Genomic DNA, 21518 nt, shown 5'->3' with positions numbered 1-21518 from the left:
AGAAAGGGAGAGAGTCCATGAACGATATTCCAAGAATAGCGATGAAGGATATTAAGATATCTTTTGGGAGTATTCAATCGTTGAGAGGCGTTAATCTCGAGTTATACCCCGGGGAAGTTCTGGGGTTAGTCGGAGATAATGGAGCAGGAAAGTCAACCTTGATGAAAGTGTTAAGTGGTGTTCATGTTCCGGACAGCGGTTCAATCGTATTTGAAGGAAACCCTATAACCATTCATAATCCATTGGAAGCGAAGAAACTTCAGATAGAAACTGTTTTTCAGGATCTCGCTTTGTGCGACACTTTGGATGTTGCGAGCAACTTGTTTTTAGGGAGAGAACCTGTGCATTTTTTCCATCGTTTAATTGATAAGAAGAAAATGCATGCTCTTGCCAAAGAGGAGCTCGATCGGTTGGGTGTGGTGATCCCTTCCACATATTCAGCGGTAGAAAATCTGTCCGGCGGGCAGAGACAGTCTGTAGCCATTGCCAGAGCCGTTACTTATCAGCCTAAAGTCTTGATCATGGATGAACCGACGGCCGCATTGGGTGTTAAAGAAGTAAGAATGGTTTTAAATCTGATCAAAAAAGTGAAAGAAACAGGTGTCAGCGTCATTTTAATCACGCATCGGTTGCAGGATCTTTTTGAGGTATGTGATCGGATTACCGTTTTATATGAAGGAAAAATTATTGATAACCGGTTGATTAAGGATTTTACCATGGATAGTCTGATTAATTCAATAACGGGTGAAGTAAAGGAGGCTAAATAATGACTCAGGCTGATGGAACTATGAAAACGGAAAAGAAGCCATTTAAACCGGAACGAATAACTTCGGCAAAAACAACACAATGGCTTTCTAATAATAAACAACTTATTGGAATATTTTCAGTGCTTATTTTGTTATCCGTATTCTTTTCTTTTTCAACCAGTTCTTTTTTCACTACGGGAAATATGCTGAATCTTCTTCAACAGCTGGCGCCAAATCTTATCGTGGTAGTTATCATGACGCTTGTGATCACAACAAGTGGGATTGACCTCTCGGTTGGGTCGATATTATCCCTTGCCAGCGCCTTAATTGCCGTTTTATTAAGTGCGAGATGGGACAGCTTCTTCGCTTTTGTATTTGTTCTGATCGTTGGAGCGGCTGTCGGATTACTGAACGGCTACATTATCTCTTATCTCAGAATACCGCCGTTTATTGTGACCCTCGCTTCCATGATCTACGTTGAAGGTTGTGCACTCTTGATCACAGGTGGTTACTCGATCAGTATTAGTGGAAGCAGCTGGTTAATGTCTTTGGGCGGCGGAGAGCTCTTCACTATTCCTGTTTCAGCCATTATTGCCATTTTAATTATCATTATTGGCTGGATTATCCTCACTCAGACCAGGTTTGGTACTTATATTATCGGTATTGGCGCAAATGAAGAATCCGTAAGACGTGCAGGCGTCAATATCAAAAAAATAAAGCTCTTCACTTACATGTTCAGCGGTATGATTGCGGCATTTGCGGGAATCATTATTGCCACGCGCCTGGGATCCGGATCATCAAATGTTGGGACGGGCTTTGAAATGGATGTTATTGCTGCTGTTGTGCTTGGCGGCACATCGCTTTTTGGCGGAATCGGAACCATGCTTGGCTCGGTCATTGGCGTATTTCTGATTGGCATCATCAATAACGGACTAACGCTTATGAATGTATCTCCGTATATCATTCAAATTATTCAAGGGGCCGTACTTCTCTTTGCTGTCATTGTCAATACTTACTTTTTCGGAAGAAACAAGAAAAGAAATTAGTGAAACCCATAGTTTATGTCAAAACCTAAGGAGAGTGGCATTATTGAGTATTGAAGACATATATCGCTTAATTGATGAAGATGACGCGGTTTTATTTCTTAAATCCTTAATCCGGTTAAACAGTGTCAATCCTCCAGGAAGCGAAAAAAAAGTAGCTGAGTTAATCAAGGAAAGGTCAGAGAAAGCCGGTTTAAAAGCCAGTCTGTTTACCTTCGAGCCGGGCAGATCGAATCTTTTTGTTGAAGGCGCGTCTAATCGAACAGAGAAAGAAAACAGGAATCTTGTGTTAAGCGGGCATTTGGATACAGTTCCGATTGGAAATGGAAAATGGGAGCATGATCCCTGGAGTGCTGATCAAGATGGCGATAGATTGTATGGACGCGGTTCATCAGATATGAAGAGCGGCGCGGCCGCAATGATTCTCGCCCTGGAAACGATTCAAAAATCAGGTGTGAGATTAAAAGGAAATTTATCTTTTCTTGGAACCGCGGGAGAAGAGGTCGATGGCAGAGGTGCCCGTTCTGTCCTGAGAGAAGGGATAATAAAGAATGCAACAGCAATGGTTATCGGCGAACCGACAAATAACGAACTGCTTATTGCACACAAGGGTGTTCTATGGCTGGAAATCATCATTAACGGAAAGACCGCCCATGCCGGATGGCCGGAGAATGGTGTTAATGCCATATCGGCAATGCACGTCTTTGTGCAAAAACTTGGTGAAATAGATCTTCCCAATCATGAAATTCTGGGAAAATCCACCCTGAATTTAGGTCTAATCAACGGCGGAACAGCGCCTAACATGGTCGCTGATCGTTGTCAGTTAACCATTGATATTCGGATGGTTCCCGGTCAGGAACGTGATGGAATTTTACATCAAGTAAAGACGATTTTAGCGGCCATCTCTGATCCTATGGGAATTACATATAAGGTTAATGTACTGAACAACATGCTTCCTGTCAGCACATCAAGAGAGGATCCTTTTATCAAAGTATCCGCGGATACTTTACAGGAAGTTCTAGATAAAAAACCTATTTTCGGCGGAGCAAATTATTACTCTGACGGATCAATTTTTACCACTGAGAATAAAAACATACCCATTCTTATTTTTGGCCCCGGCAATCCGGTTATGGCTCATCAGCCCAATGAATGGGTAGATCTCAGAAACTTTATTGATTCAATTCGATATTATATTGCGTTAGCTGTTCATTATTTAGGAGCATAGATTAAAGTTCATTAACAAACGCTAAGAAAGTCTGAGTGGAAGAAACATTCATTTGGGCTTTCTTTATTATTGCGATGGATAGGGTAGATTGAAAAAGCCATGTCAGAAAATATGACAAAATCAATTATTTTTCAGAAAATGACGCCTATAATATGTTATTAATTAGTTTGTTCACAGTGCAAACATGGAAAAGAACTTCAAGCCTTTTATTCGTTCTTCTAAACTCGGAAAAATGGATTTGTGACCTGGTAAATTAGGATAAGATTGCAAAAGGTCTCCATATTTGTCGAGCAGATCATCAATATCAGCCGGAAGAAACTTATCACCATTCATTTTTATGTTCGCTTAACGAGTGAATAATCCCGTTCCTTTCTTCTTCAAGGTCGCGCCAGCGGTAGTAATCTGTTGGGTCGTCCGTTTCATCGCCATTGTAATTTTTAAATGCTTCGTTGAAAGCTGCGGCACCGTATTTTATCTGAAATTCGGTTATTTCTTCGTTAATCTCAGACAGACGTTCATCAGGCTTCTGCCGACTTATCTTTTCATTCTGAAAAAGCAATTGACACCGAATCGCATAGACCGGGTCTTTCCATAATTCAACCATATGTTTTGGTATTTTATGATGTGAAGTGGTTTTTACGCATTCGAATCCTTGTTTGATATATTTGTTCAGAGTGACTTTGGAAACGCCTAAACGATCAGCGGCTTCCTGAGGTGTCAAAAGATAAGACTCCTTGTATTGAAAGCAGATTGATTCTCCACCTATTTTTATATACCAGTTTTCAAAATCTACCTTTAATTTTCCAAAATCAAGGTCGGAGATTTCTGGTCCCATATTAATTCGATTGAGCCATTTTTTCAACTCTTTTTTATGCTTATCTGTAAGTAATTGAGAAGAATCAAAATTTATAGTAGGTTTTCCAAGAGAAATTCCGCTTACTTTATCAGAAAATAAGCTAAGAAAAGTAGACAATATTTTTCCTATAATGTAATCCGTTTCCTTTTCGATAATTTGATTGTTATGATTTTGAAACCCCTCATCAATACTTTTTTTGGTTAATTCCAATACGGATTGACTCATGATTTTCATCTCCTTCTTCCTCCATTTTATATTAATATTAATCAAATGTACATATCGTTAATTATCGTTATTATGTTATCATTAATATGATATTCATTTATTTAAGAAAAATACGTGCTAAAAATAGCAATAAACGTGGACGCAGACACTAAAAGAAAAAAGAGAAGCTCAATTTGCCATTCCATGACACATTCATTCTAACTGTGCCAATACTGAGCGGGTATTTAATCACAGCTCAGTTTTTGCATAAATTAATATAATAAATTTGTATTAATTTTTCCATTGTACAGTGGAAGAATTTTGGTATATATCAAGATCCTGCTGAGCGTTATGATAAATTTGATGAGGAGTGACCTAAGAAAGAAGTGATATAAAAATGGTTATTTTGACTTCAAGACAAGCTCATTTACTGAAACTGCTGAACAGTGAGGAGGATTATAAAACTACTGATTATTATGCAAATCAGATGGGTATTTCAGGAAGGACTGTCCATTCTGAAATACAGATAATAGATGACTATTTGAAAAGTAAATATAATATTGAAATTATAAAAAAAAGAGGGGTTGGTATTCGATTAGATGGTGGTCAGAAGGAAAAACTAATGCTTATGTCCTCTATTTCCAGCGAAAATTGTGCAAGCAACAATTCGACAATCGAAAGAAGAGAGACGATCATTTCTTGGCTGATAAAAAATGAAAGCGCAACCAATTTCAGAAAACTGTCAGATCATTTTTTTGTCAGTATAAGTTCGATTACAAACGACATGCAAGAAGTTGAGAGATGGCTCTCCCAGTTTCAAATTAATCTGATTAAGGATAAACATGGTACATCAATTAAAGGGAACGAATTGTCCATACGAAAAGCAATGGCGGCATTAATTCAGGAAAAAATTGATCGCTTAACTGATTCAGCGGAACTAAACAAAAACGTTGATAAGGAAAAATATGAGCAGATTCTTAATACAATTACTTATTTTTTATCCAAGGATAGAGTTAACCAGGCTGAAAAAATGATTAGCTTTATTGAAAAGGAGTTAAATTGTCGCTTTAATGACAGCTATTATATCAATATGATGATTTGGATTGCTGTGATGCTGGAACGCCAAGCAATGGGGCATTTATTAAAACTAATTTTTGATGAAGATCATTTAATTCGCAATCTGCATATTTTAAAAACTTACGTTGTTGCAAAGGAAGCACTTGAAAAATATGGTAATAAAACAAATCAAAATATAAGTGAGGGGGAGGTACAATATTTAAATCGTTGCATTATGGGGACAGGAATTGATGAAGATATTGGCAGCGGTAATGTCAGGGAGTATAATTCTGACGTTCAGCGGCTGGCTCTTAAGCTTTGCTGGCTGGCCAGCGACACTCTGAAAATTAACCTGGATCACGATCCTATTCTTTACAAAGGTTTGTTAGTTCATTTGGAACCTATGCTTAACAGAATGAAATATGGCATCGTTATAAAAAATCCACTCTTAGAACAAATTAAAGAACAATATTCTCCAATGTTTGGCCTTACTAGCTTTTTAGGGACTTTTATAGAGAATGAGACACATCTGAAGATAAATGAAAACGAAATTGGATTTCTTATGGTTCATTTTCAGGCAGCTCTTGAAAGAAATAGTACATCTACCAAAATTATGGTTGTCTGCCCCGGAGGCATTGGAACTTCAGAGCTCGTTGCTAACCGGATCAAAAGACTGATGCCGAGTCTGGAAATAGTTGGAGTTTGTTCCTTAAGAAATATTAATAATGCAGATTTAAAAAATATTGATTTTATCATTTCCACTGTTCCGTTGAAAAAGAATATACCGAAACCGGTGGTTGTTGTCTCGCCGATGATGGGAATGACAGATGCAAAAATTATTAATAATTTTTATCTGGAATATATTTTCAAGAACAAAAAGGAGTTCACTCATTTTCATCACTTATCTACTGTAGTGAAGGAAGAATTGATTTTTGCAAATTTAAGCCTGGAAAATAAAGATGACATCATTGATTTTATCTCGTTAAAAATGAAAAAAAACGGGTATGTATCCTCGCAGTTTGCTGATTCAGTTAAGGATCGTGAGAAGGTCGCAACTACTGATTTGGGAAATAATGTTGCGATACCGCACGGTCAGGGTAAATATGTTAATCAGTCGGTGGTTGCCGTTGCCACACTGTCTACTCCAATTTATTGGGGAAAAAACAAAGTATCACTAGTCATTCTCATTGCTATGAGAATTGATGAAAAAAAAGAAACGAAAGCTATAATGGCTGACTTATACAAGCTTTTTGATTCAAAACCGGTATTGGATGAACTGATGAAGGCAAGTTCAAAAACAGAAGTCATGAACATCCTTGGAAAAAATTAATCGTTTGATAATTTCTGCAAACTAGGTTGATAATCATCCTGAAATGTTGGTGAATAGAGAAAGCAGATGGTCAGATTTCAATTACGAATTTATTGTCAAGTTGAGTGGAATGAATGTGTGTCTTATCACGGATTTCAGGAGCTTATTCGATTCTCCAATATTTTCAGGATATTATACAGCAAAACCATAAGTTAAACCTTAGTTTCACTTGCATTTGACAAATTATGATCGAAGTTTTTTCTGCCCATATCGATAAAGTAAATAACTTTGAGAGCGGTCTCCTCTTGTCTAAATTACTTTTCTCCCCTTCAGCCCTTTATCCTCATAGAATTGAAATACTCCATACTCCAATATTATAGATAGTCTTAATAAAGGCTTACTCCTATTTTACGAAAGCAGATAAAAACATTATTAAAGATCTCTTAAGTGTGTTCTAAGATTTCAGTTGACATCATGAATAAACTTGATATTTACGTAAGCGTATACACTTTTTATACTTTGAATTGTAAAAAGAACTTAGGCGCCGGGGAGGAGGAAGTTAAGAAAAGTTATGTTCAGATGCAGAATAGTGAACAGTTAAGGGTTATTGGCAATAAGTCAAGATTTAAATTGTAATGAGAGGCGGTCCAAATGCTAATAGAAAAAAATATGATTCTGACAGATGTTCACGCTAATAATGAACTAGATTTAATTACTGTATTGGCACAACAAGCTTTTAAAACGGGGTGCCTCGAGGATGTCAATGAGTTTGTCGCCGCAGTGTTAAGACGAGAAAAGGAATTTTCTACAGCCTTTGGTTATGGAGTCGCCATTCCACATGGAGAAACGGATGCAGTTAAGTCTTCTTTTTTAGGGTTTTGTAAACCCTTACAAGAAATTTTATGGGGTCCTGAAAAAACCCCGGTTTCAATGGTATTTATGATTGGTGTGCCTAAGAGCCAAAAATCAACGTTACACCTAAAAATATTGGCTGATCTGAGCAGACATCTTCTTGATTCTGAGTTTAGAGATAAGATCAGCAAAAGCAAGTCTTCTTCCGATATTTACAATCTCCTCTCATTGATAGAGAAGGGAATAAAAATACCCTAAAAAATAGGAGGAAAATAAAATGATTTCAATGCTGAAAAACATGAAAACCCATTTGATGACAGGTGTATCTTACATGATCCCATTTGTTGTTGCAGGTGGTGTTTTGCTGGCGCTCTCAGTCATGTTATCCGGGAAAACAGCTGTTCCTGCAAACGGCATTTTAGGAAACATTGCAACTATCGGTATTGCAGGTATGTCCCTCTATGTCCCAATACTCGGCGGATTTATTGCTTACTCGATGGTTGGAAAGCCAGGTATTGGTCCGGGAATGATTTCCGCTTTTCTTGCTTATCAAACGAAGGGCGGTTTCCTGGGAGGCATGATTGCCGGGATTGTTGCCGGAATTGTTGTTTATTATCTAAAAAAGATTAAGGGGCCCAAGCATGTTGGGCAGGTCATGCCTATCTTTATTATTCCTTTACTAGGTTCCTTAATTTCAGGATTGATCATATTACTTCTTCTTGCAAACCCGATTGCATCTTTCATGGCTGTTCTTAACCATTGGCTGCTGGGAATGCAAGGTGGGTCAAAAGTTCTTTTGGCGATCATTCTGGGAAGTATGATTGCTTTTGATATGGGCGGTCCATTTAATAAAACTGCTTTCTTCTTCGCTGTTGCAGTAATGACGACTTATCCTCAGCTCATGGCGGTTGTTGCTGTAGCTGATTGCACACCGCCACTTGGTTTAGCCATCGCAACGTTTATCGCAAAGAAGAAATTCACTCAGGAAGAAATTGAGGCGGGTAAAGCTGCACTGATCATGGGATGTATTGGAATTACAGAGGGAGCCATACCATTTGCTGCGGCCGATCCATTAAGAGTCATACCCTCCATTATGATTGGGAGTGCTTCCGCCGGAGTGACCTCAATACTGTTGAATGCAACCAATCATGCTCCATGGGGAGGATTAATTGTATTACCTGTAACCGGAAATTGGCTTGGTTATTTGTTCGCAGCTATTGTAGGTACGGTTGTAACAACTCTTTGTATCCTTTTAGTTAAGCGTCCTGTAAATCAGAAAGAGAAGAAGGAAGAAAAGGCAATTAAGGAAGATGATTTGGAATTTAATTTCTAATAGTACAACATTTCCTACCATAAAAAGGGGGTTACTAATATGTATGTCGTAGGTGTTTCAGCGTGTCCGACTGGAGTTGCTCATACTTATCTGGCTGCGGAAGCATTGACCAAAGCATTTGAGGCTAGAAATCATCAAGTGAAAATTGAAACTCAAGGCGCAAGCGGGATTGAAAATGAGGTGACCTCGGAAGATGTGGAAAAAGCTGATTTTGTGATCCTGACAAAAGACATAGCAATCAAGGGAGAAGAGCGTTTTAAAGGGAAAAAGATTGTGAAAATTATGTCGGGAGTAGCTATCCAAAAAGCAAATGGAATTGTTAAAAAGCTTGAGGAAATCCAAGAAAATCAAAAATAATAAAGGATGATGTAATAATGACACAAATAATGACTAAAATGCCCATTAAAACAATGGTTCATAATCTAATAAAACTTTCAGAAGAAGGGCAGGGTGCTACCCTTCTAGGAATAGGTCCGATGTCATCACGGGTATTGAGAGCAAGCTTTGAACTGGCCAGAGACAAAGATTTTCCACTTCTTTTTATTGCGAGCCGTAACCAAGTTGATGCAGATGAATTAGGTGGCGGGTATGTCAATGGATGGAATCAAAAAACATTTATGAAAGCCATTCGCGATACAGCCGAGGAAACGAATTTTGACGGGCTTTATTATGTTTGCCGAGATCATGGCGGCCCGTGGCAGAGAGATAAGGAGCGTAACGATCATCTTCAAGAAAAAGAAGCCATGGATCTAGGGAAACAATCTTTTCTCGAAGATCTGAAAGCGGGATTTGATTTACTGATGCTTGATCCTACAAAAGATCCATTTGTAATAGGGAAAGTCATTCCATTGGATCGGGCCTTAAAGCTTACTGTTGATTTGTATCAGTATTGTGAAGATAAACGAAAAGAATTAGGGCTGGGGCCTGTAGGATACGAAGTGGGCACTGAGGAAACGAATGGGGGCTTAACTACTCCGGAAACTTATGTGAAATTTCTTGATAGACTCGAAGATGAGATCAAAAAGCGTAATTTACCAATGCCCACGTTTATGGTTGGTCAAACAGGGACATTAACCCGTTATACTGAGCAAGTCGGAAAATTTGATTTTAAAAATGCAAGATCTCTGGCACAGCTGGCATCTAAATACGATATTGGCCTGAAAGAGCACAATGGGGATTACATGAATGACTATCAATTATTACAGCACATTCCTGCCAGCATAGCTGCTACAAATGTTGCTCCGCAATTTGGTACTGAAGAAACCCGCGCTTATCTTCTGCTCGCCGAGGTAGAAAATGAACTTGAGAAACAAGGAGTAATTAAAGGCTCAGTTTCAAAAACTAAAGCAGTTCTTCAAGAGCACGCTATTAACTGCCAGCGTTGGCGCAAATGGATGGAGGGAGATCAAAGAAACATATCCGTGGAAGCAGTGAAAGCTGATCCAGAGCTGTCTGCAAAGATTCTCGACAATGCTGGCCATTACACTTTTAACGATGAAGAGGTGAAACAGGAAATCAATAAAATGCTCGATAATTTATCGTTTGCTCATATTGACGGTGATCGCTTCATAGTGGATCGAATTAAACGATCAATCGACCAATTTGTTGAAGCATATAATTTAACCGGTGTAACGACAAGGATTAAAAACTATAAGGAATAAAAATTATCATCTATAGGAATTCATGCAACCGATTAAGCGTGAATTCCTGTAGTTATGATTAGCTGGTGAATTTTATGAAAATAGTTATTGGTTCTGATCATGCGGGATTCAAGTTAAAAGAAATATTAATTGATTATTTACAAGAAAATGGATTTCAAATTATTGATTTGGGTACCTATTCTGATGAATCGGTGGATTATCCAGTTTATGGAGAAAAAGTTGCCCGATCTGTGGTGAATCACCAGACTGATCTGGGGATTGCCATATGTGGAACAGGTATAGGAATCGGCATTGCTGCGAATAAAGTTCCTGGATGCCGGGCTGTAATCTGTAGTGAGCCCTATTCAGCAAAGATGTCAAGACAACATAACGATGCGAATGTTTTAGCCATTGGATCACGAGTTGTTGGTGTTGAAGCAGCTAAAATGATTGTGGACACTTGGTTAAAAACAGAATTTCTTGGCGGGCGGCATGCCCAGCGTATAGATATGATACGAAAAATCGAAATAAAGAAGGGATGTTAAAATGAATAATTTAAATGTAAAAATATATGCGGATGGTGCCGTGTTAAGTGATATGCTAGATGCCTATAATACGGGATTTGTTTCTGGATTCACAACGAACCCGAGTTTAATGAAGCGGGCGGGGGTTAGGGATTATGTGGCTTTTGCCCAAGAAGTGGTCGAAAAAATTCCGGATCTGCCTCTTTCATTCGAGGTCTTCGCCGATAATTTTGAAACAATGGAAAAGGAAGCTGAAAAGATCCATACTTTCGGCAAAAATGTTTTTATAAAAATACCAATTACTAATACGAAAGGTGAATCCTCTATTCCTTTGATTAAAAAATTGGAAGATAAGGGTTATTCGTTGAATGTAACGGCTATTCTGACGACAAATCAGGTTGAAGAGACTGTCGCTGCACTGAATCCCGAAGTAGAAAACATCGTTTCGGTTTTTGCCGGACGTATTGCAGACACTGGAGTGGATCCGATTCCTTATATGAAAAAGGCCGTTGAACTATGCAAACAAAAGAGGGGTGCGAATTTACTCTGGGCCAGCTCACGCGAGTTATTCAACGTCTATGAGGCGGACCGGCTTGGCGTAGATATCATTACATGTACACCGGCTATCATAGAGAAACTCAAGAAAGTGGGCAAGCCACTGGAAGAAGTATCGCTGGATACGGTCAAAGGATTTAACAAAGACATCCAGTCATTGGGTTATTCTATTCTGTAATCTTTAAGCGAAATGTGTGAACCAAGCAGGAAAGTAGGACATTGTCGTTTTTTAGTCTCTATTTTGCCTGCTTGATGCCTGTTCTTCGATCGGAAATAGAATGATTTTGATTATGGCTATGTTAAAGCTCAATGTTGATTTTGCTTGATTGTCGATTGAGCGGAAGGTACGAGACTCCTGCGGAAATAGCGTGCGCATGGAGCAAAAAAACAGACAAGTTTAACAGAGCCTTGATTTTAAAGGTGCAAAAATCACGAGAGATTTATACTCTTTCAAATATTTATTAGAGGAGATTTTACCTATGGCATCACCACTAGATCAATTGTCCATCGACACGATTCGTACACTATCAATTGATGGAATTGAAAAGGCGAAGTCTGGTCATCCCGGCCTGCCCATGGGGGCAGCACCTATGGTTTACACGCTCTGGGCAAAGAAAATGCATCATAATCCCTACCATCCTAAGTGGTTCAACCGCGATCGTTTTGTGCTTTCAGCTGGTCACGGATCGATGCTTCTGTACAGTTTGCTTCATTTATTTAATTATGGATTGTCTATTGATGAGCTGAAACAATTTCGTCAATGGGGCAGCCTGACTCCAGGACATCCGGAATACGGTCACACCGCCGGAGTTGAAGCGACAACAGGTCCTTTAGGGCAAGGAATCGGCATGGCTGTTGGTATGGCGATGGCTGAAACCCACTTGGCCGCAGTTTATAACCGTGACGGTTACAAAGTAGTAAACCACAGGACATATGCATTATGTGGTGATGGGGATTTAATGGAAGGAATTTCGGCTGAAGCCGCTTCACTGGCAGGTCGTCTAAAGCTAGGCAGATTAATTGTCCTTTACGATTCCAACAGCATTTCTCTGGACGGGAATCTCGATATGTCTTTTACAGAAAACGTACGTCAACGTTTTGAAGCTTATGGATGGCAGACTCTACTTGTGGACGACGGAAACGATGTCAATGCGATTCAACGGACTCTTGATCAGGCTGCTGAAGATGAAAGCCGCCCGACCTTGATCGAGGTCCGTACAACGATTGGATATGGGGCACCGCATGTTGCCGGCACGAACAAAGTGCATGGTAATCCGTTAGGCACAGAGGAAGCAGAGGCGACCAAAAAAGCATATGGGTGGAATCATGAACCCTTTTTTGTTCCAAAGGAAGTAAAGGCGCATTTTGAGAAACTGGCTGACGCGGGAAAAAGAGCAGAAGATGACTGGAACAAATTATTTGCCAGCTATGTCATCGCATATCCTGAACTTGCCGCAAGTCTGAAGGCTGCTATCGAAGGAAAGCTGCCGGATAATTATGATTCGGCTCTTCATGTATATGATTCGAGGACCAATAAGGCCACTCGTCAGACTTCCGGAGAGGTTATCAATGTGCTGGCTGAAGTCGTGCCGCAGCTTTTCGGCGGATCAGCAGATTTAGCTTCGTCAACAAAAACAACCATTAAGTCAGAGGGGGACTTCCTTCCGGGTAATTACAACGGTCATAACGTATGGTTCGGTGTGCGGGAATTTGCGATGATGGCGGCTGTCAATGGCATGGCCCTTCATGGCGGTGTCATTCCATTTGGCGCAACTTTCTTCACCTTTTCAGACTATGCAAAACCAGCTATTCGACTTGCAGCATTGATGGGTATACCATCGATCTTTATTTTTACACATGACTCGATTGCTGTCGGGGAGGATGGGCCAACTCATGAACCGATTGAACAACTCGCAGGTCTGCGAGCCATTCCGAATTTGAATGTGATCCGTCCAGCGGATGGAAATGAAGTACGGGAAGCCTGGAAAATTGCCGTTGAAAGTAAGTATCAGCCGACAGTATTGGTGTTGACTCGTCAGAATGTTGAAACACTGAGTGGCGAAGTTGAGCATGCGTCGGAGGGTGTCCGCAAAGGTGGTTATGTGGTGAGTGAAGCCAAAGGTGAACTGGAGGGTATTCTGGTTGCCACCGGATCGGAAGTAGCGCTCGCTGTCAAGGCGCAGACTCTTCTTGAGAGAGAAGGAAAACATGTGAGAGTGGTCAGCCTTCCATCATGGGAACTTTTCCGCCAGCAGCCTCAGGTGTACCGAGATGAAGTACTCCCGCCCAAAATCACTGCACGGGTCGGCGTTGAAATGGCTTCTTCATTGGGCTGGCACGAGTTTGTCGGATCTGAAGGCGCGCTGGTAACCATTGACCGTTTTGGAGCATCAGCGCCGGGTGAACGTGTAACCGCGGAATACGGCTTCACCGCGGAACACATAGCTGAAACTTTTCGATCGTTGGTCGGACAGTCAGCAAATGTGTGATTATTCTAAGTGAGCATAAGTTGATGAAGAGCGAAAACCAGTCGGAATGAACGACTGGTTTTTCGGTTTTCTCAAATTGTCATTATAAAAGGTATTTATCGGTAATCTGATTGGACGCAAAGAGGGCCGGAATTCTGCTGCGGATCCCCTCCTGAATTGTTGAACTCGACCTTTTTCGAAGAGGAACTCCTTACTGATGAACAGATTTAATATTTCCATTTCTGATGTATTATGAAAACACTGTGAGGTTTTTTACACAAATTCATAAATATATATAAAGAGCCTCGGAGCGCATAATGCACTTCGAGGTCGAATCAAAATCGTGATTTTTTATTAACTACCGATTATTCAGACAGAAAATCCAGTGTTGTCTGAACAAATGCAGAAACACCAATTGGCAGTGCACGCTGGTCGGCATTGTAATGTTCCGAATGCTGGGAAAAGCAGCAGCCGTTTTCTTCATTACGGCATCCAAGAAGCATGAACGTTGTCGGCACTTTTTCACTGTAAGCCGAGAAATCCTCGGAGCCCATGATTTTTTCCCAGTTAACCAAGTTTTTATCTCCGACGATTTTCCGAACGGCTTTTTGCGCAAGCGGAGTTAGTTTTTCATCGTTGGTTGTCGCTGCGCAGAGAAAATTATAATCAAATTCATAGTCACAGTCATAGGAGGCACATGTGTTTTTAATTACTTTTTCCATCCACTTGGGAATCTGTTTTCTCGCGTTCGCATCGAACGCTCGGTTCATGCCATCCATCTCCGCAATACCCGGTGTAACGTTGAAGCGTTCGCCGGCTTTCAGCGTTCCGATATTAATAACTATTGGGGTCCGGACATCGTGCACACGGCTGACAATGGTCTGGAGATTTTGGACAACCGCAGCGGCGCAAACCAATGCATCATGTCCCTGCCACGGCGCGGAACCGTGACTTGACTGGCCTTTGATTTTCAGTTTCCAGAGATCGGCGCTGGCCATGAATGCGCCCGTAGGCATGACAACTTGTCCGACAGGAACATCCGACCAGATGTGCATTCCAAAAGCATAATCGACGTGTGGATTTTCCAGCACTCCGGCGTTGACCATTTCTTTGGCTCCTTCGGCGACCTCTTCAGCCGGCTGAAAAAGGAACTTCACTGTGCCGTGCAGTTGCTCCTTCTTTTCAGATAAAAGCCGGGCAGCTCCGAGCAGCATTGAAATGTGGTTATCATGCCCGCATGCATGCATTTTACCCGGATTTTCTGAAGTAAATGGTAATCCAGTCTGTTCATGAATCGGGAGAGCGTCCATATCAGCTCTCAGTGCGATCACTTTTCCATCAAACTTTCCCTTCAGAATGCCCACAAGGCCTGTTGGACCGACGTGGTGGACTTCAATGCCGAGTTTTTCCAGGACTTCGGCGACGACTTTTGACGTTCTGAATTCTTCATGTGAAAGTTCCGGATGGCGATGGAAGTCCATTCTGTATTTTTCCACCCAATCCTGAATGTTTTTCGCTTCAGCAAGGACACTGTTTTCGACGATTTGTGTCATCCTAAATCCCTCCTGTTAACTTTAAATTCTTAATTCTCAGTTTATAATAATTTCAGAAAAATACTAGATATAATTACAGATGCGATGGAAACTGTCGCAAATCCTCCAACCAGCATTTTCGGAAGCATATTCGAAACCAGGTAGGCTGTTTCATCCTTGTCCTTTCCGATGCTTTTGCATGTCTCAGTAGTGATAATATAATCAGCCGGAAAACCGAACAAAGCTGTCAGCGAGCAGGCGAAAGCCATATGTCTGCTGAGTTTCAACGGCTTTGCCAGCAGAATTGAAGCTGCAAGCATGCCTAAAATGCCTAGTATTATTAATACAATGATTGGCAGAATGATTGAAAGTAACTGATTGGGCTGGATTACGGACAATTGAGAGAAGACAAAAGCCAGCAGTCCGTAAATTAGCCAGTTGAAAACGCCGGCCTGTACCATAGAATTTCTTTCGAGAAATCCAAGCTGGCAGAAGATAACCCCAAAAATTAAACAAATGATATACTGATTAATTACGCCATGCATTAGTCCGGCCGCCCATATTGCTAGATAGCCTACCAGCATGGTTTTGAAGAGTACCAGAGACGATGTTCTGAATGGAACAGGTACATCAGGAATCCATTTTTTCTTCGAACCGGATTGATCGGTATTTGTCTTTTCAAGATCGATCCGATCGGCGTCATTCAAAGTGATATTTCCAGTCCGGTACTTTTTCGCCAATCTTTGACCTTCTTTTTTCAAACAGTAAGAAGTAATTGGATAGCCGAAGAAACTGTGCATAATGAACATGGACACAGGCAATGCCATCAATGCGGCAATACCTTGCACCTTCAACCCTTGTGTCATTAGCAGCGCGGCTACTAGTCCGCCTGTCAATGGTGGAACAGCGGCGACAACGGTCTGCCAGTTAAACAGCAGGCTGCCGATGGTCAAGGTCAGGATTATAGTTCCGGCCACTCCGGTCAGAGCAATCACGACAGCTCTCCATTGTTTGGCCAATTGCCTGAGATCCATTAATGTACCGATATGTACCAGCAGCAATGCCATGCATATTTGAACGAACGAGTCCCCGAAAGATGCAGTTGTAACGGCAGTTTTCGGCAAGAAAGTCCAGTAGCCGATCAGGAACAGCACGGCTGTAATAAACACTGAGGGAATATAAGCTTTCGTTAGTTTAGCAATCCCCTCTCCAGCATACATAAATAACATTATCACCATAAACGCGATAATTGGTCCATAACTCATCCTTCTGATCTCTCTTTTCTCTTTTTTTATTTTAAAAATTTAAAAACTCTGATTTACTCTTGTTCCGTTACAATGAAAGTCGCCTCCTCAAAAGCAAATAAAAAAGCGGATCCCCATTCAACTGAACGGGATCCGCTTATCTTCGAGTCCCGAAAAGATAGCGCGAACAAGACCCGAATAATCATTGATGAATATCCAATGATTATTGAGCCCTAACTAATCAAAATCAACAAAATATTATTCTCATTTATCTTAATAAGCATGTTTACCGACCTCTGTTATCAATCTGTGTAGTGAACATCTTAACATACTATTAGAAAAATAACAAATTCATCATATAATTTGAAATCTCCTATTACTTTTTAGAACAAGATTTAATTTTTTTTAGATTGAAAAATTTCAAACCTATTTGTTTCATTCGCTTTAATGATCGGAGAAAGCTGAAACCGCATTGCTTGTTCATATTGACATTGTTTACTAGAGTGTTAAAATTTTAACTATTAAAATGATTGTGAAAGATGTTGGCGGGCGAGCCCCATTGTTGAGAAATTTGCTTTCGGGTATTAATCTGGTTATTTTGTTGGGTGTGTAAACCGGCTCGCTATGCAAGTCTCGGATGATCATATGTGCGCGATGACATGTAACATCCTACAAAATTATGAAAAGGAAGGCGCTATCATGTTCACACTTTTCAAAAATGGCACATTAATTGATGGTAACGGAGGGGATCCCATCAAAGATGCTGCGGTTCTGATCGAAGACAATTATATTAAAACGGTTGGAAAGGCGACTGATGTTGCTGTTCCAAAATCGGAAGTCAATGTTATTGACGCAGAAGGCGGCTTTATTCTTCCCGGTTTTTTTGATATGCATGTCCATCTGCTGGTCGAACCGTGCAGCCCGGCACAGGCGCTCAGAAATCCGTTCAGCCTGAAATTTTATCAATCCGTCCATCATATGAAGAGTCTGCTTGACGCAGGTGTGACTTCGGTGAGAGATGCCGGGTATACGGATGCCGGAGTAAGGGAAGCAGTGAACAAGGGACTTGTTCAGGGCCCACGTATGGAAGTCAGCGTCACAGCGCTGACGAGCACAGGCGGCCACGGCGACAGCTGGATGCCTTCCGGACTCGATGTAACGATGCCTTTTATGATGAGCTATCCGACGCTTCCGGACGGTATCTGTAACGGTATCAGCGAAGTCAGACAGAAAGTACGCGAGGTAATCAGGGATGGAGCGGACATCGTCAAGGTTCATGCCACCGGCGGTGTGATGAGTCCGACCGATACCCCTCAGTTCACTGAGTTTACGCTTGAAGAACTGAAGGCTATTGTTGAAGAAGCCGATTTACGCGGCCGGAAAGTCATGGCTCATGCTCAGGGCAATCTGGGGATTAAATACTGCACGCGGGCCGGTGTACATTCAATCGAGCATGGTATTTACCTGGATGACGAAACGATTGAACTGATGCTTAAATGCGGAACATACCTCGTCCCGACTTTGCTCGCAGCGGTCTCGGCGGCCAGGGATGTCGAACATATGCCGAAATATTCCATTGAAAAGGCAAAAGAAGTCGTTGAAATCCATCATGAAAGCATTGCCAAGGCCTATCAAGCCGGTGTCAAAATTGCCATGGGGACGGACTCCGGTGTTATGCCTCACGGTGAAAATCTTCAGGAACTCGGACTGATGTGCGATATCGGTATGAGTCCGATGGAATCGATCGTGGCTTCGACCAAAACTGCGGCAGAATGTATGGAATGGGATGACAAACTTGGGACAGTTGAAGCGGGTAAACTGGCGGACATCGTGATCCTGAGCAAGGATCCGCTGGCAGACATTCATGTTGTTGAAGACACGAACAATGTTATCACGGTTATGAAAGACGGCAAAGTTCTCAAGGACATCAGAAAAGTGACAGGCGTATTTGAGAACAGAGAAAGTGTTATTGTTCAGTAATAAGATGCCGGTGGAATGTTTTACTACCATAGGTACGATGATCAGCAGATCACTGCGGTAAACCTGTTCTATGAAGATTTTGATGCGGATTCCGTTAAAACATTCATTTTAAACGGGAACAAAGTATCACATACGAAAACTGACTAATGAAAAGGAGGATATTACCCAGACGATTGATGTCCGGGTAATATCCTCCTTAATAATTTCAGTTCAAGCCCTTGTATGGCTAAGAGATGGACTTTTTTCAAAATCGGGTATGGTTAAGCGGTGAGCTTTTTCCAGAGTTTTTACAATAGCTGTTGCCAGGATGCTTACTCCGTCGAACATAGCGTCGTGGTTAAAGGTCATATTGGGGTGATGGAGTCCGGGTTTGAGGTCGCATCCGAGACCAAGCATAGTCGATTTGAGATGAGGATTCTTAATGGCATACTGGTGGAAATCATCACCGCCGCTCGAAGGGACCGGCGGATCATAATTTTCAGGGCCAAGGACGTCTTTTATGGCTTCTCCCATGATTTCTATCGCTTCAGGGGCTGAAGTTGCTGTAGGACTCCCGGGTGATGTATCAAGATGGATTTTAACTCCGTAACAATCGGAGACCGAACGGACAACACGCTCCACCTTTTCAGTCAGTTCGCACATCGCTTCGTTACTCTGGGCACGGGCGTCCAAGCTGAATTCTGCATGACCGGGAATAATATTTGTCGCTGATCCGGCATGGAGATTTGTCATTTTAATTGAGGACGAAACCATTGGATTGACGTGGATGGTTGCAGCAACTTCTATTGCGTTCTGCCCGAGATGGGGGCGTGAAGCATGGGCATCGTCCCCTTCGATCAATCCTTTGAACGTTCGACAGGCACCGGAGAGAATGGCCGGTTTCGCTCGATTGTTTTTCGTTTCCTGAATCGGTCTGAGGTGGACACCGTAAAAATAATCAACATCATCCGGAACCCCGCGTTTACAGAGTTCAAGTGCTCCCTGCCCGATTTCTTCGGCAGGCTGAAAAACAAGACGGACAGTTCCCTCAGGAAGTTTCGTTTGTTTGAGCAGCATAGCGACGCCCAGAACCATCGACATATGTGCGTCATGTCCGCAGGAGTGGTTGGCCTGCAATTTTCCGTTTACTTCCTGCCATAACGCGTCCATGTCTGCCCGAAGCGCAACGATTGGTCTCCCGGAGCCAATCTCGCCAACCACACCCGGACAATCATTGAATGTTTTAGTTCTATAGCCTAAATCATCTAATTTCTCTTTGATAAATGCTGTTGTGTTATATTCTTTCATACTGATTTCCGCATGAGTATGTAAGTATTGGAAAAAATCCATACCCCTTTTTTTATGGGTTCAGTGATGCTCAATTCCATATGTGCCAGCTCCTTCTTTAGATAGATTAGTAATTCAGTTCAGAAAATACAGAAATATAAATGCTTATTGAACATTATCACGATCTTTGTTTTTTTTCAATGCTTGATTCACTTTTATTGTAGAACAACAGTCAAGTAGTCTATTAAAAGGGAATGTTATCTATAATTCTTTCAAGTGCTCCGTTCATAACCTGGATGCTGAACTCCTGAGTTGCCCGTATATCTAAATGAGGCATGGACAAGTTTTATGATTAGTTATATTATTATATTCGAAATAATTAATTTAGAGGAAATTATTACTCATTTTAATTCTCTTTCCAGTCATTAACAGAAACTGTTAGGTTAATATGTATTATAATATTTTGAATAATATTACATATTTCGCCTGAAAGTATACAATTTAAATTCATGAAGAGGGATACGTTATGAATAAAGAAGAGGCTATTGAACTGTTAAAAGATATACTTAAAATTAATACAACAAACCCTCCGGGAAACGAGGCACTAGCCGTTAAAAAGCTTTTGCCCGTTTTTGAAAAAGCCGGCATTGAGACGGAAGTCGTAGATTATAGTGAAGGCCGCCAGCAGCTGATTGCTACATATCCCGGAAAAATGCCGGGAAAAACGCTTGCTTTTACCGGTCATTTGGACGTTGTACCGGTAGGTGAAATCCCATGGGATCACGACCCATTTGGCGCCGAAGAAGTCGATGGAAAGATATATGGCCGGGGCGCCGCAGACATGAAAAGCGGGCTGGTTGCCATGGTTGCCTCCATTGTCGAACTGAAAGAAGCGGACACTCCTCTGAAAGGGACACTTAAATTTATGGCGACAGTCGGTGAAGAAACGTCTTCAATAGGTGCCCGGCAGCTTTTAGAAAAAGGATATGCGGACGATCTCGATGCTGTACTGATCGGTGAACCCACTGGAAACGAGATTTCAATAGCGGAAAAAGGCTGTCTGTGGCTGCGGATTACCACTTATGGAAAAACAGGGCACGGCTCAACGCCAAGTCATGGTATTAATGCCAACGAGCACATGATCGCCATCCTTTCAAAATTTCAGTCTGAATTCTCTTTTGATTTCGAGCTGGATGACATGCTCAGCGAACCGACTTCAAGCATTGATGTATTGCACGGAGGCAGCGGGACAAACGTTATTCCTGATAAGTGCACAGTGGAAATCGATATGAGAACGCTGCCGTCACAGGATCATAAAGATATTGTCGGACAAGTCAATAATTTGATTGATACTGTGAAAAAGGATTTTCCGGATTTAAATGCAGAAATTGAAGTCATTAATGATATGCATCCTGTAAAAACGCCAAAAGACAATGACTTTGTGCTGAAGCTGGTGGATGCGGTCGGTGCTGTCCGAGGCAAAAAGGTTGTACCTTATGGATTTTCCGGTTATACAGACGCCGCTTATTTCTCACAGGCTAAGAAATCATTTCCGATCGCCGTAACGGGCCCCGGTTATCCACCCGTATCACACCAGCCAAACGAGTACATTGAGAAAGAGGCATTTTTCAAGGCAATTGAAATCTATAAGAAAATTGCCGTTTCCTTCCTTGGGTAACTCTATC

At 41.4% G+C, this 21518-nt stretch carries 17 protein-coding genes; 13 read left to right on the top strand and 4 right to left on the bottom strand.

Features of this window, described 5'->3' with window-relative positions; genetic code table 11:
- Positions 1-17 precede the first annotated feature (17 nt).
- The 3 genes from IEX81_RS10690 to IEX81_RS10680 are packed head-to-tail and all read left to right on the top strand — an operon-like array spanning position 18 to position 3014.
- Positions 18-767: an ATP-binding cassette domain-containing protein gene (locus IEX81_RS10690; RefSeq protein WP_229727568.1), complete on the top strand. Its 750-nt coding sequence runs from the start codon at positions 18-20 to the stop codon at positions 765-767.
- Entirely contained in the window at positions 767-1792 is a 1026-nt protein-coding gene (locus IEX81_RS10685; protein WP_229727567.1) for an ABC transporter permease, read from the top strand. Before IEX81_RS10690 ends, IEX81_RS10685 begins: the two co-directional genes overlap by 1 nt.
- A 43-nt stretch (positions 1793-1835) precedes the next feature.
- Positions 1836-3014: a M20 family metallopeptidase gene (locus IEX81_RS10680; protein WP_188803134.1), complete on the top strand. Its 1179-nt coding sequence runs from the start codon at positions 1836-1838 to the stop codon at positions 3012-3014.
- A gap of 322 nt (positions 3015-3336) precedes the next feature.
- Here the strand turns inward: IEX81_RS10680 and IEX81_RS10675 are convergent, their stop codons facing one another.
- Complete coding sequence (locus IEX81_RS10675) at positions 3337-4095, bottom strand: helix-turn-helix domain-containing protein (RefSeq protein ID WP_188803132.1); 759 nt, start codon at positions 4093-4095, stop codon at positions 3337-3339.
- A 376-nt stretch (positions 4096-4471) separates the two neighbouring features.
- Between IEX81_RS10675 and IEX81_RS10670 the strand changes: the two genes are divergently transcribed.
- From IEX81_RS10670 to tkt, 8 genes are all read left to right on the top strand, one after another.
- The gene (locus IEX81_RS10670) at positions 4472-6460 is read left to right on the top strand and encodes a BglG family transcription antiterminator (protein ID WP_188803130.1); all 1989 of its coding nucleotides are present in this window, start codon (positions 4472-4474) and stop codon (positions 6458-6460) included.
- Between the two features lie 630 nt (positions 6461-7090).
- Positions 7091-7549 (top strand): PTS sugar transporter subunit IIA, encoded by a 459-nt coding sequence (locus IEX81_RS10665; RefSeq protein ID WP_188803128.1) that lies wholly within the window; start codon positions 7091-7093, stop codon positions 7547-7549.
- A gap of 19 nt (positions 7550-7568) precedes the next feature.
- Positions 7569-8624 (top strand): PTS fructose transporter subunit EIIC, encoded by a 1056-nt coding sequence (locus IEX81_RS10660; protein ID WP_188803126.1) that lies wholly within the window; start codon positions 7569-7571, stop codon positions 8622-8624.
- Between the two features lie 39 nt (positions 8625-8663).
- Positions 8664-8981 (top strand): PTS fructose transporter subunit IIB, encoded by a 318-nt coding sequence (locus IEX81_RS10655; RefSeq protein ID WP_188803124.1) that lies wholly within the window; start codon positions 8664-8666, stop codon positions 8979-8981.
- 17 nt (positions 8982-8998) lie between these two features.
- Positions 8999-10285 (top strand): class II D-tagatose-bisphosphate aldolase non-catalytic subunit, encoded by a 1287-nt coding sequence (locus IEX81_RS10650; protein ID WP_229727566.1) that lies wholly within the window; start codon positions 8999-9001, stop codon positions 10283-10285.
- 74 nt (positions 10286-10359) lie between these two features.
- Entirely contained in the window at positions 10360-10809 is a 450-nt protein-coding gene (gene rpiB, locus IEX81_RS10645) for a ribose 5-phosphate isomerase B (protein WP_188803122.1), read from the top strand.
- A gap of 1 nt (position 10810) precedes the next feature.
- Positions 10811-11521 (top strand): transaldolase, encoded by a 711-nt coding sequence (locus IEX81_RS10640; protein ID WP_188803120.1) that lies wholly within the window; start codon positions 10811-10813, stop codon positions 11519-11521.
- Positions 11522-11822: 301 nt separating this feature from the next.
- The gene (tkt, locus tag IEX81_RS10635) at positions 11823-13832 is read left to right on the top strand and encodes a transketolase (RefSeq protein ID WP_188803118.1); all 2010 of its coding nucleotides are present in this window, start codon (positions 11823-11825) and stop codon (positions 13830-13832) included.
- Between the two features lie 344 nt (positions 13833-14176).
- Here tkt and IEX81_RS10630 read toward each other — a convergent pair whose 3' ends face one another.
- Together IEX81_RS10630 and IEX81_RS10625 are read right to left on the bottom strand one after the other, a co-directional pair.
- Positions 14177-15364 carry a M20 metallopeptidase family protein gene (locus IEX81_RS10630; RefSeq protein WP_188803116.1) on the bottom strand — a complete coding sequence of 396 codons (1188 nt, stop codon included), beginning with the start codon at positions 15362-15364 and terminating at the stop codon, positions 14177-14179.
- A 41-nt stretch (positions 15365-15405) separates the two neighbouring features.
- Entirely contained in the window at positions 15406-16608 is a 1203-nt protein-coding gene (locus tag IEX81_RS10625) for a hypothetical protein (protein ID WP_188803114.1), read from the bottom strand.
- Between the two features lie 678 nt (positions 16609-17286).
- Here IEX81_RS10625 and IEX81_RS10620 point away from each other — a divergent pair.
- Positions 17287-18567 carry a metal-dependent hydrolase family protein gene (locus IEX81_RS10620; RefSeq protein WP_308424081.1) on the top strand — a complete coding sequence of 427 codons (1281 nt, stop codon included), beginning with the start codon at positions 17287-17289 and terminating at the stop codon, positions 18565-18567.
- Positions 18568-18777: 210 nt separating this feature from the next.
- On the opposite strand, the gene IEX81_RS10615 is transcribed toward IEX81_RS10620, so the two are convergent.
- The gene (locus IEX81_RS10615) at positions 18778-19896 is read right to left on the bottom strand and encodes a M20 peptidase aminoacylase family protein (protein ID WP_188803112.1); all 1119 of its coding nucleotides are present in this window, start codon (positions 19894-19896) and stop codon (positions 18778-18780) included.
- A 463-nt stretch (positions 19897-20359) separates the two neighbouring features.
- Between IEX81_RS10615 and IEX81_RS10610 the strand changes: the two genes are divergently transcribed.
- Positions 20360-21511, top strand: a complete 1152-nt coding sequence (locus IEX81_RS10610; protein WP_188803110.1) for an ArgE/DapE family deacylase — start codon at positions 20360-20362, stop codon at positions 21509-21511.
- Positions 21512-21518: the final 7 nt, after the last annotated feature.

This window comes from Sporolactobacillus putidus, from assembly GCF_014647035.1.
Classification (GTDB): Bacteria; Bacillota; Bacilli; order Bacillales; family Sporolactobacillaceae; genus Sporolactobacillus; species Sporolactobacillus putidus.
The sequence above is the reverse complement of the archived record's forward strand: the minus strand, read 5'-3'. Positions and strand labels throughout refer to the sequence as shown.

Coding starts and splice junctions, on each gene's coding strand:
- IEX81_RS10665 (WP_188803128.1), top strand. CDS start 7,091: ATGCTAATAGAAAAAAATATGATTCTGACAGATGTTCACGCTAATAAT.
- IEX81_RS10670 (WP_188803130.1), top strand. CDS start 4,472: ATGGTTATTTTGACTTCAAGACAAGCTCATTTACTGAAACTGCTGAAC.
- IEX81_RS10615 (WP_188803112.1), bottom strand. CDS start 19,896: ATGGATTTTTTCCAATACTTACATACTCATGCGGAAATCAGTATGAAA.
- IEX81_RS10690 (WP_229727568.1), top strand. CDS start 18: ATGAACGATATTCCAAGAATAGCGATGAAGGATATTAAGATATCTTTT.
- IEX81_RS10675 (WP_188803132.1), bottom strand. CDS start 4,095: ATGAGTCAATCCGTATTGGAATTAACCAAAAAAAGTATTGATGAGGGG.
- IEX81_RS10640 (WP_188803120.1), top strand. CDS start 10,811: ATGAATAATTTAAATGTAAAAATATATGCGGATGGTGCCGTGTTAAGT.
- IEX81_RS10655 (WP_188803124.1), top strand. CDS start 8,664: ATGTATGTCGTAGGTGTTTCAGCGTGTCCGACTGGAGTTGCTCATACT.
- IEX81_RS10625 (WP_188803114.1), bottom strand. CDS start 16,608: ATGAGTTATGGACCAATTATCGCGTTTATGGTGATAATGTTATTTATG.
- rpiB (WP_188803122.1), top strand. CDS start 10,360: ATGAAAATAGTTATTGGTTCTGATCATGCGGGATTCAAGTTAAAAGAA.
- IEX81_RS10650 (WP_229727566.1), top strand. CDS start 8,999: ATGACACAAATAATGACTAAAATGCCCATTAAAACAATGGTTCATAAT.
- IEX81_RS10685 (WP_229727567.1), top strand. CDS start 767: ATGACTCAGGCTGATGGAACTATGAAAACGGAAAAGAAGCCATTTAAA.
- IEX81_RS10660 (WP_188803126.1), top strand. CDS start 7,569: ATGATTTCAATGCTGAAAAACATGAAAACCCATTTGATGACAGGTGTA.
- IEX81_RS10630 (WP_188803116.1), bottom strand. CDS start 15,364: ATGACACAAATCGTCGAAAACAGTGTCCTTGCTGAAGCGAAAAACATT.
- tkt (WP_188803118.1), top strand. CDS start 11,823: ATGGCATCACCACTAGATCAATTGTCCATCGACACGATTCGTACACTA.
- IEX81_RS10610 (WP_188803110.1), top strand. CDS start 20,360: ATGAATAAAGAAGAGGCTATTGAACTGTTAAAAGATATACTTAAAATT.
- IEX81_RS10620 (WP_308424081.1), top strand. CDS start 17,287: ATGTTCACACTTTTCAAAAATGGCACATTAATTGATGGTAACGGAGGG.